Source organism: Patulibacter sp. SYSU D01012 (assembly GCF_017916475.1).
Lineage (GTDB): Bacteria > Actinomycetota > Thermoleophilia > Solirubrobacterales > Solirubrobacteraceae > Patulibacter.
Genome location: NZ_JAFMTB010000001.1, coordinates 1287115 through 1304088, shown reverse-complemented (window position 1 = coordinate 1304088; position 16974 = coordinate 1287115). Strand labels below are relative to the sequence as shown.

Genomic DNA, 16974 nt, shown 5'->3' with positions numbered 1-16974 from the left:
CGCGTTCAGGCGGCGGCGTGGCCGCGTCCCACGTGGGCCGCGAGCACGTCCCGCACCGTCGTCCACTCCTGCGGGCCGTAGCGGTCGTTGTCCACGTGCCGCAGCTGCGCCTGACCGCTGAACATGCTGACGAAGTACTGCATGCCCTGCCAGGCGGGGAACGTCTCGTCGGGGTCCTTCGCCAGCCGCCGCAGCACCTTGCTCATCGCCGAGAGCGAGCCGGTCGTGCCCGCCCACTGCGGCTTGAACGGCGTGCCCGTCAGCTCGGTCATCGTCCGGGCGACGTCGCGCGCCGTCACGCGCGAGCCCGCGACCTCGACGACGCGCGGCGCCTCCGGATCCAGGGCCACCGAGGCGGTGACGCGGGCCACGTCGTCCTTCGACGTGAAGTCGAGGGTCTGGTCGGCGGAGGACCAGTACAGGACGCGCCCGCGGTCGAACAGGATCATCGGCGCCTCGCCCGTGAGGATCTCGGTGAACGCCCCGTTCAGGATCGACGTCGCGCGGATCGGCGCCGCGTCGACGTCGGCGGCGAACTCCCGCCGCAGCTCGAAGTTCCGGTTGCTGCCGACGGCGATCGCACGGTAGTCCGCCGAGTAGTCGGAGGGGATGAACCGCGGCACGCCCGCCCGCACGGCCGCGGCGAGGAGCGCCCGCTGCGCGTCGACGATCACGGGACGGACGCCGCTGACCGCCGACACGACGACGTCCGCCCCGGCGACCGCGGCGTCGAGCGCGGCCGGGTCGGCGTAGTCGGCAGCGACGACGTCGACGCGCTCCTCGCCCCCGAAGAGGGCGGGGGCCGCGCCGCTGCCCGGCCGCGTGAGGACCCGGAGCCGGACGTCGTGCCGCAGGAGCGCGCGGACGATGCGCTGGCCGAGGTCGCCGGTGGCGCCGGCGACGAGGACGGTGGAGGTCATGAGGCGTCGCTGTTCGTGGTGGTGGCGGATCGGGAGGACCGGCGGGAGCGCTGGGGCGCGGCGACGGGCAGCGGCGGCGCGGTCGGCGGACCGTCGGCGGCCGCCTCTGCCTCGCCGGCCCCGAGGGCGACGCGGGCGAGCAGTCGCCGCAGCTGCGTCTGCTCGTCGCCTTCGAGGTGCCGCAGCAGGACGCCCTCGGCGCCGCGCAGCCGCTCGCGGGCCGTGTCCAGCAGCGTCCGCCCGGCGGCGGTCGGGTGCACCTGCCGCACGCGCCGGTCGCGCGAATCGGGCCGCCGCTCGGCGAACCCGCCGGACTCGAGCGCGTCAACGACGGTGGTCATCTGCGTCTTGTCGATGCCGAGCCGGTGCCCGAGGGCCAGCTGCGACGTCGGCTCCTCCGTCGTGATCGCCACCAGCACCTGGTAGCCGCGCGGCCCGCCGGGCACGTCGGCCACGGCGCCCGTGGCCAGGCGAGAGAACGCCCGGTACGTCACCGGCAGCGCCCAGCCGAGCTCGGTCTCGATGCCTTGGGCGGCCCAGTCGATGTCGGGCAGGGGGGCGTCGGGGTCTCCAATTGATCCCATCCCGAGACCGTATCAGTCAGAGATGATCTCTTCTCGAGATCATCCTTTCGATGGAAGATGAGCCCGCCGCGGACCCGGATGCCAGCAGCCGGCACCGGGTCATGGACGACGCCGGGCGCCGCGGACCCTCGGATCGCCGAGTCGGGCGACCCAGCTACGCGCAGCCGCAGCCGCAGCCATAGCCGGAAGCCTCGGCGGCCGGCGGTGAAGCGAACGGCGGGGCCCGACCTCGGACCCCGCCTTCCTTCAGCCGATCGCCGGCGTCCCCGCGGGCAGCTCGGCCAGCGCGCGGTCGCGCTCGGCCGCCGAGAACTCCGGGTCCTCCAGGTCGCCGGCCAGGTACGCGTCGTAGGCGGCCAGGTCGAAGTGCCCGTGGCCGGAGAGCAGGAACAGGATCACGCGCTCCTCCCCCGCCTCGTCGGCCTGCTGCGCCTCGATCAGCGCCGAGCGCACCGCGTGCGCCGACTCGGGCGCCGGGATGATGCCCTCCGTGCGGGCGAACATCAGCGCCGCGTCGAACGTCTCGTTCTGCCGGACGGCGCGCGCCTCGACCTCGCCGGCCTTGACCATCGCCGACAGCAGCGGCGCCATCCCGTGGTACCGCAGCCCGCCGGCGTGGACGGGCGGCGGCACGAAGCCGTGCCCGAGCGTGTGCATCGGCAGCAGCGGCGTCAGGCCGGAGGCGTCGCCGAAGTCGTAGCCGTAGACGCCCTGCGTCAGCGTCGGGCACGCCGCCGGCTCGGTCGCGACGAAGCGGGTCGCCAGGCCGCGGCGTTGCTTCTCGCGCCACCACGGGAAGGCGATGCCCGCGAAGTTCGAGCCGCCGCCGGCCGAGGCGACGACCACGTCCGGCGTCTCGCCCGCGATGTCGAGCTGCGCGATGGTCTCCTGCCCGATCACCGTCTGGTGCAGCAGGACGTGGTTGAGGACGGACCCGAGCGAGTAGTTCGTGTCGGGGCGCTGCGCGGCGAGCTCGACGGCCTCGCTGATCGCGATCCCGAGCGAGCCGGACGCGTGCTGGACGTTCGCGCGACCCGCCTCGGTGCGGCCGCTCGGCGAGCGGTGCACCTGGCCGCCCCACGTGCGCATCATCGACCGGCGGTACGGCTTCTGGTCGAAGCTCGACCCGACCATGTAGATCTCGACGTCCAGCCCGAACATCGACCCGGCGAACGCGAGCGAGCTGCCCCACTGCCCGGCGCCGGTCTCGGTCGTGAGCTTCGTGATCCCGGCCTGCTGGTTGTAGTACGCCTGCGGGATCGCGCTGTTGGGCTTGTGCGACCCGGCCGGCGAGACGCCCTCGTACTTGTAGTAGATGCGCGACCGCGTGCCGACGGCCTGCTCGAGCCGGCGCGCCCGGTACATCGGCGTCGGACGCCACAGCCCCAGCGCCTCGCGAACCGGCTCGGGAATCGCGATCTCGTGCTCCGACGAGACCTCCTGCTCGATGACCGCCGGCGGGAAGATCGCCGCCAGGTCGTCCGGCCCCGCCGGCTGCAGCGTCGCCGGGCTCAGCGGCGGCAGCGCCCCGCCGGGCAGCTCCGGCAGGACGTTGATCCACGACGTCGGGATCTGGTCCTCGTTGAGCAGGATCTTCGTCGGCTCGGCCATGCGGGGTCCTCGGGTCGGTGGAGGTGCTGGGCGGCGATCCTACGGGGCGGGGAACCTGGGGGCGGACGTACTCGCGATTGTCGTCGGCACATCGACCCGGCGAACCGCCACGCTCGCGCGCTCCCGATGGCCAACCATGCAGCGCGGCCGCTTTTGGCTCGCGCGGAAGCACTCACAGGCGACCCGCTCGGGATGGGGGGTCAGCCCCCGCGCGGGAGATGACCGCGTCGCGAGTCGGTTCGCGGGACGGGTGTGGAGGTCATCCTCTGCTACGCGCTTCGATCTCCTTCGCGGCTCGCAAACGGTCATTACGGGTGATCCGGCTCGCACACCGAACCGTCCCCGAGAGAACGTGACAGGCCAGCAACGCGGAACCGTTACGGCGCTGCGATCTCGGCCGGGGCCGCTTCGCTGCGCACCTCACGGACGGTCTCGTCCGCTCCAGTGAGCGGAGGAAGTGCCTTGGCACTCTTCGCGTCGAGCTCCTCCAGACGCCTAGCCTGAGGAATGACGCGTCCGTCGAACGAGCCAACCGCGCTGTTGTACTTGGACACGGCCGTCGCAAGGCTCTTCCCCACGCCGTTGAAGTGCTCGGCGAAGTTCACGATTCGCTTGTGCAACTCGGTGCCAGCCTGGGCGATCTCGCGAGCGTTCACGGCGATGCGCTCTTGGGTCCAGCCGTAGTTCACGGCCCGAAGGAGGGCTACAAGGGTTGTAGGCGTGGCGATCAGGACGCTCTGATCGACGGCGTAGTCGAAGAGTTCGCGGTCGGCATCAAGCGCCCCGTGATAGATGCCCTCGTTGGGCAGGAACATGACGACGAGATCCGCCGTGCCGTCGAACTGATCCTGATACCGCTTCGTCGCCAGCGTCTTAATGTGCTCGCGAACCTGCCGAGCATGGCGTGTCATGGCGACGTCGATCGCGTCCTGCGTTTCAGCCTCCTGCGCCGCCAGGAAGGCGTCCAACGGGACCTTTGCATCGATCACGATCAACTTGTCGCCCGGCAAACGGACCAAGACGTCCGGCCGCAGCCGACGGCCGTCCCCGTCCGTGACGGTCGTCTGCTCGCTGAAATCGCAGTAGGCGTTCATGCCCGCCCGTTCGATGACGCTGCGCAACTGCAGCTCGCCCCAGGCGCCGCGGACGTTCGGCTTCTTCAGGGCATCAACGAGGCTGCCCGTCCTCCGGCCGAGATCGTCAACCCGCAGTCCGAGCGCCTCGAGCTGTTTGACGAAGGATCCGTCGAGCCGGCTGCGGTCCTTCTCGGCCTGCTGCACCTTCGCGTCGAACTCCTTCAGCTTGTCGCCCACCGGCTTCACGAGGGCCTCGATCTTCTCGGTCCTCCGGTCGAGTTCACTGGTCGCCGACTCCCGATCCCGCTTGCGCTGCTCCTCAAACTCGTCGCGGAGCTGCTTCGTCGTCTTCTCGAGGACGCTGCCGGAGACGGCCTCCATGGCGCGCCGAAGCTGGTCCTCCTGGGCCTGTGCCGCACCAAGCTCCGCCTGGAGCCTGGCGATCTGCTCACGAGAGGCAGCGTCCGCGTCGGCGCGCTCCCTCCGCTCGGCGTCGACCGACGCCATCGCGCGTGCGGCGTCCGCCCGCGCGGCATCGCGTTCGCGGCGGAGCTCGTCGCTACCGCTGGCCCGCGTGGCAAGGAGCCAACCGACCCCCAAGCCCACGATCAGTGCCACCACGCCAATCAACGCATCCATTCGTTGCTCTCCCGCTCGTCGTCTGCACCCATATCCCACGAGTCGGTCGCCGCCAACGTCATCCAACGCCGCCGGCCAACGGACTCGCTGCGCAGCGCGAAGACCGTCAGCGCGGACCCACCACTCATGCCCCGGCTCGCCAACGCTCGCCGTCCGTCACCAGCCGACTCACCGCCAACCCGAGGTCCCGGCATCGCGCCAATCGCGCTTGGCTCGTCCCCGTCAACCGCTTCTGCCCGAACACCGCCAGCGTCTCCCGGAACAGCTGCTCGTCGCTCGTGATCGGCGACCGGGCACAGACGGCGGCCATGGCATTGACGATCTCCTCAGGAGCGATGTCAGCCAGCGGACGGACCATGTCGGCCGGCGTGGCTCGGTACCCCCGCCACGTCGCCGGGTCGATCTGGCTCGGCCAGACGAAGTCGCCGAGCTCGGAGCGATGGATCAGCTCCGACGGAACGAGATCGAGGATGAACCGCCGACGCGCCGCGGCGACGCTGCTGAAACCGAAGCGGCGCCCGACCGACCGTGCAAGACGCTCCGTCGTCATCGGACCCTCCTGCTCGACGGTGCGGCGGGCCGCAGCCGTGATCGTCGCCCGAATGCTGCGGGAGTTCGTCCGGTCGAGGTCCTCGCGCACGCCGAGAGGGGTCGCGGGCTCCTCAACGTAGTCCTCGCCGCGGGCGGTCCAGTCCCGGACCACCGGACCTAGTGCTGCCAGGGGGCTCTGTTCCTCGCCCCCGGAAGCGTCCGGCGGCTCGGCAGCCGGCTCCTCACCACCGTCCGATCCAACCTCGATCGAGCCGCCGGGCAGGGCGGTCAGGCTCGACGCGTACACCGCGTCGTTCGCAGACGTCGACGCCTCCCGCTCACGGGCGACGCGCTCGCGCTCTCCCGCGTTACGGAACGCCTCCACCAGTGCTTCGTCGAGGTCCGACGGGTCGCCCCCCGCCCGAGCCCCCGACACATCCCCCAGGTCGTTCGCCGGCACGTACGTCTCAACCTCGACCGGCTCCTCGTCGAACTCCTCCCCGTCGTCGCCCGCCGCGGCCTCTTCCTCGGCCCGACGGCGCGCTTCCTCCATCCGCCGTTCCTGCTCGGCGGCGGCCTCCGCCAGGCGCACCCGCTCTGCCTCGGCGCGCTCCTTCGCCGCGTTGATCGCCGCGTCGACGCGGTCGAGCACGGCGTCCGGGGCGTCGAGCCACTCCGGCAGCCAGACGCGCAGCGACGCTCCCCAGCCCATGAGCGGTTCGAGCAACCCCGGCGTCAGGTCGCGGTCGGCGACCGTCGGGCGCTTTGCCCAGCCCGGGCCGTCGAGGACGATCGCCGCCTGCCAGCGCTCGGCGCCCGCCTCGCGTACCACCAGGTCGAGCGAGAAGTCCGACAGCCCGTAGTTCGCCTCGACCTCGTAGCCCCGCCCGCGCAGTGCTTCCGCAATGGCCCCGCCGATCACGTCGTGCCCGACCACCGACCGCTGCGGTGCGGCCATCGCGGCGGCGCCGTTGGCCGCCATCTCGAGGTAGCCACGCAGGTGGGCCATGCCGCGAGACGAGGTACGGGACAGGTCGATGTCGGACGGGTCGAACGAGGTGAAGAGAACAACCTTGCGGCGGGCGCGGGTGACGGCGACGTTCAGGCGCTTCTCGCCGCCCTGGGCGGTGATCGGGCCGAAGTTCATCGGCAGGGGACCGCCCTCGGGCCGCTTGGAGAACGCGGTCGAGAACAGGATCACGTCGCGCTCGTCGCCCTGCACGTTCTCGAGGTTCTTGACGAAGATGCCTTCGGTCGCGTCCGGACGGAGCTGCGCCGCCACGAGCGGATCGCCGCTGTCCTCGAGCAGGTTCTGCACGAGCGTCTGCTGCTGGGCGTTGAAGGTGACGACGCCGATGCTCTGCCCCGCGAGCGCCGGGTCGGCGACCCGGCGACGGATCTCGTCGACGATCGCCTCGGCTTCGACGCGATTCGTGCGCAGGTCGCCGCCCGCGTCCCCGCGATCGAACTGGCCGTCGACGCGCCGCAGCTCGACGCCGGCCGTGGGGTCGCCGCCCGGGGACGGCAGGCTCGCGAGGTTGCCCTCGTAGTAGTGCTGGTTCGAGAAGGCGATGAGCGCCTCGTCCTGGCTGCGGTAGTGCCACGACAGCCACAGCCGCGGCACCTGGGATTCGACGCACTCGGTGAGGATGCTCTCGAGGTCCTCGGGCGGGGCGTCGGCCTCGTCGTCCTCCCCCGCGCCCGTCATCGAGACCTTGCCGACCGAGGTCGGCGGCATCTGCTGCGAGTCGCCGACGACGACCGCGGACCGTCCGCGGCCGAGCGCCCCGATCGCCTGCGGGACGGTGACCTGCGAGGCCTCATCGAAGACGACGAGGTCGAACGTCACGGAACCGGGCGGCACGAACTGCGCCAGCGACGTCGGGCTGACGAAGAAGCACGGCGTGGCCTGCAGGATCTCCTCCCCGTACTGCTCGATCAGCTGGCGGAACGTCGCGCCCTTGCGCTTGGCGTCGAGCTTGCGCCGCAGCTCGCCGACGGGGCCTGCGAGGCTGCCGGCCCGGTACGGCCGCCGCTCGATCAGGGCGGCGGGCAGCGCGACGGTCTGCTCCTCGCGCAGCGCCGACGCGGCGGAGGCGAAGTCCTCGATCTCGCCGTCCCGCAGCGCGGCGTCGAAGACGTCGAGCCCACCGACGGCCCGGCGCTCGCGGACCGATGCCGCCGCGGAGCCTCGCAGGAACGCCACCTCGGCCTCTTCCGCCGGCAGACTCGCGGTGAGGAGGGCCTCGCGGAACGCGTCGAGGCCGGCCGCGCGGAGCGGGTCGAGGAAAGCGACCATCTGCGCCCAGCGGCGGATCGGGACGTCGCCGCCGTCGGCGACCTCGGCCGACCAGTGAACGAGGTCGGCGCGCCAGGCTTCGGTCCACGGCCGGTCCCGGGTCCAGCGGTCCAGGTCGGCGTCGTCGGTACCCAGCAGAGCGAGCCACCGGTCGACGGCCGCGGCGACAGCCTCGAGCGTGCGAACGGAGGCCTCCGACGCCGCGCCGTGCTCCTCGAGCCGACGCCACAGGTCTGGGTGCGCGTCGGCGAACGCCACGGCGCGGTCGATCGCGTCGAGCGCCGACGTCAGGCGCATCAGGGTGTCGGGGCGCAGCGGTGTCCAGTGCGCGGGCGTCGCGGCCTGCAACAGGTCGCGAGCGTCCGCGCTCAACCGGGCGGCGTGGTCGCGGGCGGCTGTAACGGCGAGCACGATCCCGTCGACCTGCTCCGCCTCGAGCGTCTGGCCGGGCAGCAGCAGGCCACCGACGGCCTGCTCGAACCGCTCCGCCTTCTTCTTCTTCCCGAAGAGGCCCTTCTGCGCCTCCTCCGCCAGGCCGGACAGGCCCGTCAGGTCGCCGTCCTCGAGAAATGTCGGAGTGAAGCGCTGCAGGACGGCCGCGTGTTGCTCCCCGAAGCGGACGACCTCGTCCTCCAGCCCCCCACGCGCGGACCTCCACGCGACGCCGCGAACGCGGTGCAGCTCGTCGGCCCCGAACCCCTCGTGCTCGAGGCGCTCGCGGATCTGCGGGAGCAGGGCCGAAAGCTCGCGGGGCGATCCGGCGAGCTTCGCCAGCCGCTGCGCGTCGTCGTCGCCGGCCAAGCCGTCGAACGCGGCGGTCAGCGCGGCGATCGCCGCCCGAGCGGACGCCGCGTCCAGGTCGCCGTCGACCCGGCCGACGAGCGCCCACGGGTGATCGGGCGCTAGGCGGACGGCTCGCGACGCGCGGGCGAAGTTCTGGAGCGCGCCAAGCAGCTCGTCGCTCTCGACCGTCGGGTTCAGGACGAACGAGGCCGGGACGGGGGCCGACGGGCCGTCGCCGAACTGGCGGAGCCCCGCGGCCGCGCTCCACAGCGAATAGCCGAGGCCGTTCTTCGCGTGGACCTTCTCCGGGTATTCCGCGAGCGGCGCGTGGCGACCGCGGAACGTCGCGAGCTTCGCGTCCCACCCGCGGCGCTCGTACGTCGCCCCGTTGTCGATCGCGCGCTTCAGCTGCTGGCGGATCAGCGCCGGCTGCTGGTCCTTGCCGTGCAGGTCGAGCGTGAAGTCCTCGAGGCCGACCTTGGCCAGGCGCCGCTTCACGACGTCGAGCGCCGCCTGCTTCTCGGCGACGAACAGGACCGTCTTCCCGCGGTCCAGCGCGTGGGCGATGAGGTTGGTGATGGTCTGCGACTTGCCGGTGCCGGGCGGGCCCTCGAGCACGAACGTCCTGCCGGCGGCGGCGAGCGCGATGGCGCGCAGCTGCGACCCGTCGGCGGGGATCGGCACCGCGACATCGGTCTCGTCGACTTCCTGCTGGGCGATGTCGACGCCGTCGCCCGCGGGGTCCTGGAACGACTCCTGCGCGTGGAGCGCCAGGTGCTGCACGATCGGGCTCTGCTGCAGGACGTCCCACGAGCGCTCGAGATCCTGCCACATGCCGAAGGTGCTGAACTGGCAGATCGCGAGGCTCGCGACCTCGTCGATGCGGAAGTCCAGCGCGTGCTCGAGCAGGGCGGCGCGAATGGCCGGGAGCGCGTGGGCGACGTCGATGCCGCTGTCGTCGAGCCGCGGCTGCTCGAGGTCGGCGATCCGCACGCCGTGCTTCAGGCGGAGCCACTCGACCAAGCAGTGGTTGGGGGTGGCGACGTTCGTCGGGTCGACCGCAACGCGGAACTCGCTGCGCCCGGTGCCGCCCTCGACGCGCGCCGGAATCAGGAACAGCGGCGCGCGGGCTTCCTTGCCGCTCGGCGTCGTGTGGACGAGCGCGCCGAACGTGAGATACAGGTTGGAGTTGCCCGTCTCCTCGAACATCGTTCGCGCTGTACGGGCCAGCACGCGCAGGCTGTTCCGGTACTTGGCCTGGGTGACCGCGACGTGGACGGTGTGATCTTCACGGAGCAGGCGCGTGATGACCTCGGTGTCGACGTCCTGCGCCCGGCGGGCGCCCTGCAGCTGGTGGACGTCGCTCAGGGCGTCCTGCGGCCGCAGGCGCAGCGTACGTCCCTGATGGACGAGGTCGTCGAGCAGCGGCAGGGCCCCGGAGGGGACGTGGAGGTCGAGCACCTGCGCCGACGGGCGCAGGTTCAGCAGGCGGTTGCGGGTGCTCAGGTCGAGCAGCGAGCGCTTCCACTTCACGACGCGCGGCGGGGCGTCGTCGGTCACGTCGAGCAGGACGTTGTCGCCGGCGTGAGCGGCGCGAAGTTCGGGCGGTAGGTCGAGGGCGTTGCCCGTGGCGGCCGTGATCGGCTCGTCCTCCGGCTCCAGGACGACCATCTCGTCGCGGCTCGGAAGGGGCCGGATGCCGTTGTGCCTCGCGCTCGTGACGGCGATCAGGCCGCGGAGGGCGTCGGGATCGCTGAAGCGGGACTTCGCGATAGCGACGGCGCCCGCGAACCCGTGCTCCTTCTCGTCGCCGTAGAACGCGGCCTCGACGGGGACGACCACGCCCGACTCGACGAAGTTGACGAGCTGATTCGGCTCTGTGAGGACGGCCTGCGGCAGGCCGCCGCCTTCACCGTCGCGCACGAAGCCCGCGAACGCGTGCCCATCCACGAGCCAGAGCACGGGGAACAGACCGGCCTGCTCGAGGCACGCGGCGTAGGTCACGGCCAAGTCGACGCAGGTGCCGAAGCGCTCCTCGAGAACTTGCGCGGTGGTGCGGACCTTCTGGCCGGTGTCCTCGAACGACGCCGGCGGGTCGATGTAGCGGATGCGGCGCGCGTGCAGCGCGGCGTAGATCGCCGCGGCGATCTGTGCGGCGCGCTCGGGGCCCTTTTGGTACCCGCCGAGGCTCGAGTCGCCCGTCTCCTTCCGCAGCAGCTCGGCCGCCGCGTCCAGAATGGTGCCGACCGCGCGCGTGTTCGGCTGCACGAACGCGGCGAGCGACGAGAAGAAGATGGGCGCGTTGAACCACTCGTTGGCGGCCAGCACGTCGATCGGGATGGCGAGCTCGGCGTCGTCGCCCCACGTTCTCGACGCGACGACCCGCAACGTCGCGGGGTGACTCTCGTTCAGGCCGGCGAGATGCTCGTGCGCAGGATGGACGGTGGGGAGGTCGCTCCACGAGACCTCACGGCCCGGCGCGAGCTCGCCGTCGAACGTCCGCGTCCACGGCTCCGACAGGTCCGCGCCTTGCCCGTGCAGCGAGACCGTCACGGTCACGTCGACCTGTGGGACCTCCCCGGCGTTGCGGACTTGCACGGACTGCACCAGCGGCACCCGGTTGTGCACGAGCGCCAGGTTCACCGCCGGCTGCGTGAAGACCTCGACCTCGAGGCCGTCGCGGACGACGTGGTGGCGGGCCCAGAGGGGCTCGTGGTCCATGCTGCGCGTGCTCCTGATGCGGGGGAACGGACGCCGGCGCGGCGCCGTAGGGACGGTCGGCCGAGAATCGTCCCGTCCGACCGAAAACGCAAGGCGCCTCGTCGAACGGCTGAACGGCGGTAGCCGAATGTCCGCTGGGGCGGCCGAATGCAGTTCGCGTCCATTGGAAGATCGAATGACGTCCAGGCGCTGAGTGCGGGCGCGCGCAGAACGCCCGGCGCCGGCCGCGCCCGTCGTGGACCAGAGCGCCACCGCTAAGCGGGGGTCTCGCCGCCCGCTCCCATAGGTTCCGGCCAATGGACTGGGTGGAGGTTGTCGGCTATCAGCACGAGGTCGTGCACACCGGCGTGTTGCGGTGGGCGCTCCGGGCGGAGCCGTCCTCCGACCGGCCACACCGGCTGCTGCAAGCGATGGGCGTCGACGCCGTCCAGGTCGACGGCGACACGGTCGCGACGGAGGGCCGACTGACGGCCGCACGCCGCGGGCCCGGGAAGGCCGACCTGGTGGCGGACATCACGCTGGCCGGCGGCGCCCGGTCGCGCCTTGCCGTGGAGACGAAGGTCGACAGCCGGGCCACGTTCGACCAACTCCAGGCGACGATGGACGACATCGCGCACCGGGGCGTCCTCCTGGCGGTCGGACTCACGGGTTTGCAGTTCGATCCGCGTTCCCTGCCGTCGGAGCGGTGGCGATTCGTCGATGTCCGACGGTGGCAGCAGGCGCTCGCAGAAGCGGGAGTGCTGCCGGAACTCGGTCCGTACGCGGACGCGATCGCGGCGGAGGTGCGCCGTCAGGAGGACGCCCGCGCGACCGCGCGGCGGTGCGAGGACGTGCTGCCCGACCTGGACGGTGACGGCGGGTCGAGGCGCATCGACGGCGGGACGTTCGTGGCGTGGGCGTGGCTCGCCGAAACTCGCGACCAGCTGCAGGGCCAGCCGGCACCGTGGCACGGCCAGACGGAGCGTTCCGGCCCGGTGATCTGGTCCGCTCCGCCGAAGTGGAAGCAGGCGGACACCGGCGTCGACGTGTATCTGAGCCTCACGGTGGAACAACGCACACCGAAGCTCGCCGTCCGTGTCGGCGGGGGACGCCACCTGAGCGACGAGATGCGGGTGCTCGCCGGAGGGCTGGCCGACGGCCTCGACGACCTCGGGTTCGCGCGCCCGAAGCGCGCGCTCAGCCGCGGGCGCGGGACGTATGCGGCGGCGACGCTCAACCTGCTCGGCCGGCCGCCGGCGGCTGCGGCGATCGAGATCATTCGCACCATCGAGCGCCTCGACCGGATCGCCGGATCGGGCAGCTAGCCGCCGACGGCGGACCGGGCAACCGTTGCGCACGCCGGTGCCGCCCCCGGTTCGCCACCATCCCCCGATGCCCGCGCCGCCCCCGCCCGTCACCCCGAACCCAACACCCGCGGCCGCGGTCGCCCCGGCGCCGCCCGCCCCCGCCGCTCCAACCCCCGCCCGCCGCGGCACGGCCGTCGTCCCCGCCGCCGTCGCTCCCGGCGGCGAGCTGCGCGTCGGTGCCAAGGGCGTCGCCCTGCCGGCCCGCGTCGAGCAGCGCGTCGGTGCCCGCTGGAAGCGTCGCGGCAACGCGCTGACGGCCGCGCGGCCCGCGACGGCGTTCCGGATCACCCAGCCCACCGGCCGCCCCGCCCTGCGCGTCGTCGGCGCCGACGGCGTCCCCACGCCGATCGTCAAGACGCGCGTCCGGCCGCTCACGCTCGCGGCGGTCGGGGACATCAACCTGGCCCCGCGTCCGCTTGGCGCGGTGGCCGGCGGCGACCTGGGCGGGCCGTGGCGCAGCGTCGGGCCGGTGCTGCGGCGGGCCGACCTGACGTTCGGCAACCTGGAGTGCGCGGTCAGCACCGGCGGGGCGCCGTTCGCCAAGCAGTACCGCTTCCGGGGCAGCCCGGCCGCGCTGAGGGCGGCGGTGGACGCGGCGGGGTTCGACGTGCTCGACCTGGCGAACAACCACTCCGGGGACTACGGGGCGGGCGCGCTGCTCGACACGGTGCGCAACGTGCGGGCGGCCGGGGCGGAGCCCGTCGGGGCCGGGTCGACCGCGGACGCCGCGTACCGGCCCGTCGTCCGGACGGCGCTCGGGCTGCGCGTGTCCTTCGTGGCGTTCAACGAGATCCTGCCGCCCGAGTTCCGCGCGACCGGCTCGCGGCCCGGCGTCGCGTGGAGCACCCCGGACGCGGTCCGGGCGGCGGTCCGCCGGGCCCGTCGGCAGGCGGACGTCGTGGTCGCCGGCTTCCACTGGGGCGTCGAGCTGGCCACCACGCCGAGCGCGCGGCAGCGGGCGCTGGCGCGCGCCGCCCTCGGCGCCGGCGCCACCGCGGTCATCGGTGCCCACCCCCACGTCCTGCAGCCCGTGATCCGCTCCGGCCGCGGCGTCGTCGCCTACAGCCTGGGCAACTTCGTCTTCCCCGCCGGCTCGCCCGGGACCACCCGCACCGGGATCCTCGAGCTGCGGCTGGCCGCGGGCCGGGTCGTCGGTCACGGCCTGCGGCGGGCGACGATCCGCGGCGCGACCCCGGTCCTCGACGGCTGAGATCCGCACCGCTCCCCGGGGCGGCGGCGGCCCGGCCGCGGCCCTCGGCGGCGGGAGACCACGGACCGTTCCAGGCGGGCCGCGCCTGCCGAACCGCGGCACAGGTACGGCGTTCCCTGTCCCCGCCGGCCAGGACAGCAACGGCGTTCCCTGTGCCGGACCCCCAAATCGTTTCTCGGACATGCGTCCAAGCGCCCCGCGAAGAGGCGGTCGACGGGAACACCGTTGCTTGCAGCGTTAACTACCAATCGCGCGTTTGATTTTGAAACTGCCGATTTGCAGGGAGTTTCATTCGATGAAGCCATCAGGTACGGGCCCGTAGGCGAACGGTGGTCCCACGTAGGGCAGGTAGGGCGCTTGTGCTGATTGACACGGCAACCGGTTTGGTCCCGGCCGCCGATTCCCCCGGCGATGCCTCTCGCTCGCCGTCACCCGCTCGCCCCGGTCGTCGTCCTGGCCACCCTCCTCATGGCCGTCCTGGGCGGGGCCGCCGCGGGGGCGCCGACCGCGTCCGCCGCGTCGTGCCCCGACGCCGACAGCCGCCCCGCGGACGTCGGCGTCGACCGGTCCGTCGCGGCGCTGCGCTGCCTCGTCGCGTACGAGCGGGCGGCCGTCGGTCTGCCGGCCCAGCCGTCCGACGTCCGCGTCCGCCGCGCCGCCCAGGGGCACGCCGACGACATGCGGGCCCGGATCTACTTCTCGCACCTCACGCCCGAGGGGCTGACGCCGGGCGCGCGGATCACGGCGGCCGGGTTCTCGTGGTCCGCGGCGGCCGAGAACATCGCGCTGGGGCAGCCGACGCCGCGCGAGGCCGTGAAGGACTGGCTGGCGAGCGAGGGGCACTGCGTCAACCTGCTCTCCCCCTCCTACACGGTCACCGGCTTCGGGGTGTCCGTGACCGACCGCGGCGTGCTCTGGGTGCAGAACTTCGCCACGCCGGGCAACGCCACGCCGGCCGCCGGGCCGACCGTCGCGTGCCCGCGGACGCCGGCGTCGCCCGCGCCGTCCGGGGACGGGGTCGCGACGATCGAGCCCGACGTGCTCGTCCCCACCGAGGACGCGCCCGCGACCGACGGCGAGGACCTGAACCTGGCGACCGCGCCGGCCAGCTCGTCGAAGGACGAGCGCGCCCGCCTGCGGGCGTCCGCGCGTCGCTCCGGCCGCACGCTGCGGGTGCGCGTCACGCTGCCGACGATCGCCCGCACCCGGGTGTCCGTCCGCGTCAGCCAGTCGGGCCGCACGGTTCGCGGCGAGCTCCGCACGACCGGGCGCACCGGCCGGCTGACCGTCCGCCTGCCGCGCGCCGGCCGCGGCCGCGCCGTCGTGCGGGCCGCCGCGCTGCAGACCACGGTCGCCTTCCGGTAGTCCGCGCACCGCACGCTCGCGGTGGACGGGGCGCCTCAAGGACCGGCCCGCCGGGCCGATCTCCGGGGCACGTCATGGTGCTCCGATCCCGCGTCGCCCGCGGCCACCGTCCGCTGCACATCGCGCTCGCCCTCGTGGCGACGCTGCTCCTGCTGGCGCTCGCCGCGCCCGGCCGCGCCGCCGCCGCCCCGTGCGCCGACGCGGACGCCGACCCCGCTGCGGTCGGTGCGGCGCGCGCCGTCGAGGCGGTCCGCTGCCTGACCAACCGCGAGCGCGTCGCCGTCGGCCTGCGCGCGCTCGACGCCGACCCGGCCGTCGCCCGGGCCGCGCAGGGACTCAGCGACGACATGCAGCAGCGCGGCTACTTCTCCCACGTCACGCTCGACGGGCTGACGCTCGGGGTGCGCATCACCGCGGCCGGCCTGAGCTGGTCGGCCGTGGGCGAGAACATCGCCCTGGGCCAGGCGACGCCGCGCGAGGTCGTGCGCGACTGGCTGGCGAGCGAGAAGCACTGCGTCAACCTGTTCTCGGCCGCCTACACGCTCATCGGCATCGGCACCACGCCGAGCGGCCGGGGGCCGTACTGGGTGCAGGACTTCGCGCGGCCCCTCGCGGCCGACGCGCCGAAGGGGCCCGCCGTGCCGTGCCCCCGCGCACCGATCGACGAGGACGCCGAGCCGGTGCCCGCGCCCGCAGCGCCCTCCGTGGCGACCCCCGCGGCGCCTCCGGCCGCGGACGAGGCCGGCGCGCAGGTGAACGTCGCGACGCCCTCGGAGTCCTCGAGCGCCCGCCGCCTGCGCACGGTCGCGCACCGCAGCGGCCGCACGCTACGGATCCGCATCGCCCTGCCGGGCGCGACCCGCCGCAGCGTCCGCGTGCTCGTGCACCAGGGGCACCGCACCGTCTGGCGGGCCGCGGGCCGTGCGCGCGCCGTCCGTGCCATGCGGGTGCGCCTGCCCCGCCCCGCCGGCGGCCGCGTGACCGTCGCCGTCGCCGGCAGCCGCCCCGTCGTCGCGCGCTTCCGCTAGCCCGCCAGCGCGCGCACGAGCGGGGCGTACCCCTCGGCGTGCCCGGCCGCGTTCGGGTGGAAGCTCTCCCGGAGCGGGTGCGACAGGCCGTTGAGCCACTCGACGTCGTCGCAGACCGCGTGGCCGCGGAACGCCGGCATCACGTCGCCGAACAGCGCCCCGTGCGCGGCCGCCCGTGCGCGCAGCGTGTCGCGGAGCAGCTCGGCGGTGCGGTTCAGCCGCCGCTGGTCGTCGCGGCTGAAGAACGTCGCGGGACCGCAGTCGATTCCGTTGAACAGGCCCGGGTACCCCAGCACGATCACCCGCGCGGCCGGCGCCCGACGGCCGATCTCGCGCAGGAGCCCATCGAGGCGCCCGGGCAGCGTGCGGGCGATGAACCGCCGCGCCCGGTCGACCGGCGGCGCACACCTCGCCGCCCACATCGGCAGCGCGCAGCGGGCGATGACCCTCGTGAACCCCGCGTCGTTGCCGCCGATCGTCAGCGTGACGAGGCCCGTCGCGGGCGTGAGCGCGCCGAGCTGGTCGCGCTCGACGTCCGGGATCGTGGCTCCGGAGCAGGCGACGAACCGCAGCGTCGTGCCGGGCCGCCCCGCCGCCACCAGCACGGGGTAGGCGGCCGTGGAGCGCCGGCAGGGCCGGTCGACGTAGCGTCGGGTGCCCGTGCCGCTCGAGTAGGAGTCGCCCAGGGCGACGTACTCGTCGGCCACGGCACCACCGGCGCCGCAGGCCAGCAGCAGGACCAGCAGGACGGACGGAACGAGGAAGCGGACGGGGCGGGGCACGAGGGGACTCCGGGGGCTCGGGGCCGCTCACGGTGCCCGCGGCGTCCGCCGCCGTGGGGCGCCGCGCAGGACCGGCACG

10 protein-coding genes are annotated in these 16974 nt (G+C 73.5%); 4 read left to right on the top strand and 6 right to left on the bottom strand.

Annotated features, from left to right (window positions below):
- Positions 1–5 precede the first annotated feature (5 nt).
- The 5 genes from J3P29_RS05915 to J3P29_RS05895 form a co-directional block, all read right to left on the bottom strand.
- Positions 6–920 (bottom strand): NmrA family NAD(P)-binding protein, encoded by a 915-nt coding sequence (locus J3P29_RS05915; protein WP_210492104.1) that lies wholly within the window; start codon positions 918–920, stop codon positions 6–8.
- Positions 917–1504 carry a MarR family winged helix-turn-helix transcriptional regulator gene (locus J3P29_RS05910; RefSeq protein ID WP_210492103.1) on the bottom strand — a complete coding sequence of 196 codons (588 nt, stop codon included), beginning with the start codon at positions 1502–1504 and terminating at the stop codon, positions 917–919. Before J3P29_RS05910 ends, J3P29_RS05915 begins: the two co-directional genes overlap by 4 nt.
- Before the next feature lie 246 nt (positions 1505–1750).
- A complete protein-coding gene (locus J3P29_RS05905) occupies positions 1751–3115 on the bottom strand; it encodes a TrpB-like pyridoxal phosphate-dependent enzyme (protein WP_210492102.1) in 1365 nt (454 codons plus the stop codon).
- A 377-nt stretch (positions 3116–3492) separates the two neighbouring features.
- Positions 3493–4809 (bottom strand): DNA recombination protein RmuC, encoded by a 1317-nt coding sequence (rmuC, locus tag J3P29_RS05900; protein WP_210492101.1) that lies wholly within the window; start codon positions 4807–4809, stop codon positions 3493–3495.
- A 145-nt stretch (positions 4810–4954) separates the two neighbouring features.
- The gene (locus tag J3P29_RS05895) at positions 4955–11164 is read right to left on the bottom strand and encodes a DUF4011 domain-containing protein (protein ID WP_210492100.1); all 6210 of its coding nucleotides are present in this window, start codon (positions 11162–11164) and stop codon (positions 4955–4957) included.
- A gap of 296 nt (positions 11165–11460) precedes the next feature.
- On the opposite strand from J3P29_RS05895, the gene J3P29_RS05890 reads away from it, so the two are divergent.
- The 4 genes from J3P29_RS05890 (at position 11461) to J3P29_RS05875 (ending at position 16113) form a co-directional block, all read left to right on the top strand.
- On the top strand, positions 11461–12468 hold the full coding sequence (locus tag J3P29_RS05890) for a hypothetical protein (protein WP_210492099.1): 1008 nt from the start codon (positions 11461–11463) through the stop codon (positions 12466–12468).
- A gap of 67 nt (positions 12469–12535) precedes the next feature.
- Positions 12536–13720, top strand: coding sequence for a CapA family protein (locus tag J3P29_RS05885; RefSeq protein ID WP_210492098.1), 1185 nt, complete (start codon positions 12536–12538; stop codon positions 13718–13720).
- 411 nt (positions 13721–14131) lie between these two features.
- Positions 14132–15085: a CAP domain-containing protein gene (locus J3P29_RS05880; RefSeq protein ID WP_210492097.1), complete on the top strand. Its 954-nt coding sequence runs from the start codon at positions 14132–14134 to the stop codon at positions 15083–15085.
- A gap of 74 nt (positions 15086–15159) precedes the next feature.
- A complete protein-coding gene (locus tag J3P29_RS05875) occupies positions 15160–16113 on the top strand; it encodes a CAP domain-containing protein (RefSeq protein ID WP_210492096.1) in 954 nt (317 codons plus the stop codon).
- Here J3P29_RS05875 and J3P29_RS05870 read toward each other — a convergent pair.
- Complete coding sequence (locus tag J3P29_RS05870; protein WP_210492095.1) at positions 16110–16895, bottom strand: SGNH/GDSL hydrolase family protein; 786 nt, start codon at positions 16893–16895, stop codon at positions 16110–16112. The two genes, J3P29_RS05875 and J3P29_RS05870, sit on opposite strands and share 4 nt — an antisense overlap.
- Positions 16896–16974 lie beyond the last annotated feature (79 nt).

What these genes read in the sequence shown, in the direction of transcription:
- J3P29_RS05890 (WP_210492099.1), top strand. Translation starts at nt 11,461, where the DNA reads ATGGACTGGGTGGAGGTTGTCGGCTATCAGCACGAGGTCGTGCACACC.
- J3P29_RS05915 (WP_210492104.1), bottom strand. Translation starts at nt 920, where the DNA reads ATGACCTCCACCGTCCTCGTCGCCGGCGCCACCGGCGACCTCGGCCAG.
- J3P29_RS05910 (WP_210492103.1), bottom strand. Translation starts at nt 1,504, where the DNA reads ATGGGATCAATTGGAGACCCCGACGCCCCCCTGCCCGACATCGACTGG.
- J3P29_RS05895 (WP_210492100.1), bottom strand. Translation starts at nt 11,164, where the DNA reads ATGGACCACGAGCCCCTCTGGGCCCGCCACCACGTCGTCCGCGACGGC.
- J3P29_RS05880 (WP_210492097.1), top strand. Translation starts at nt 14,132, where the DNA reads ATGCCTCTCGCTCGCCGTCACCCGCTCGCCCCGGTCGTCGTCCTGGCC.
- J3P29_RS05885 (WP_210492098.1), top strand. Translation starts at nt 12,536, where the DNA reads ATGCCCGCGCCGCCCCCGCCCGTCACCCCGAACCCAACACCCGCGGCC.
- J3P29_RS05875 (WP_210492096.1), top strand. Translation starts at nt 15,160, where the DNA reads ATGGTGCTCCGATCCCGCGTCGCCCGCGGCCACCGTCCGCTGCACATC.
- J3P29_RS05905 (WP_210492102.1), bottom strand. Translation starts at nt 3,115, where the DNA reads ATGGCCGAGCCGACGAAGATCCTGCTCAACGAGGACCAGATCCCGACG.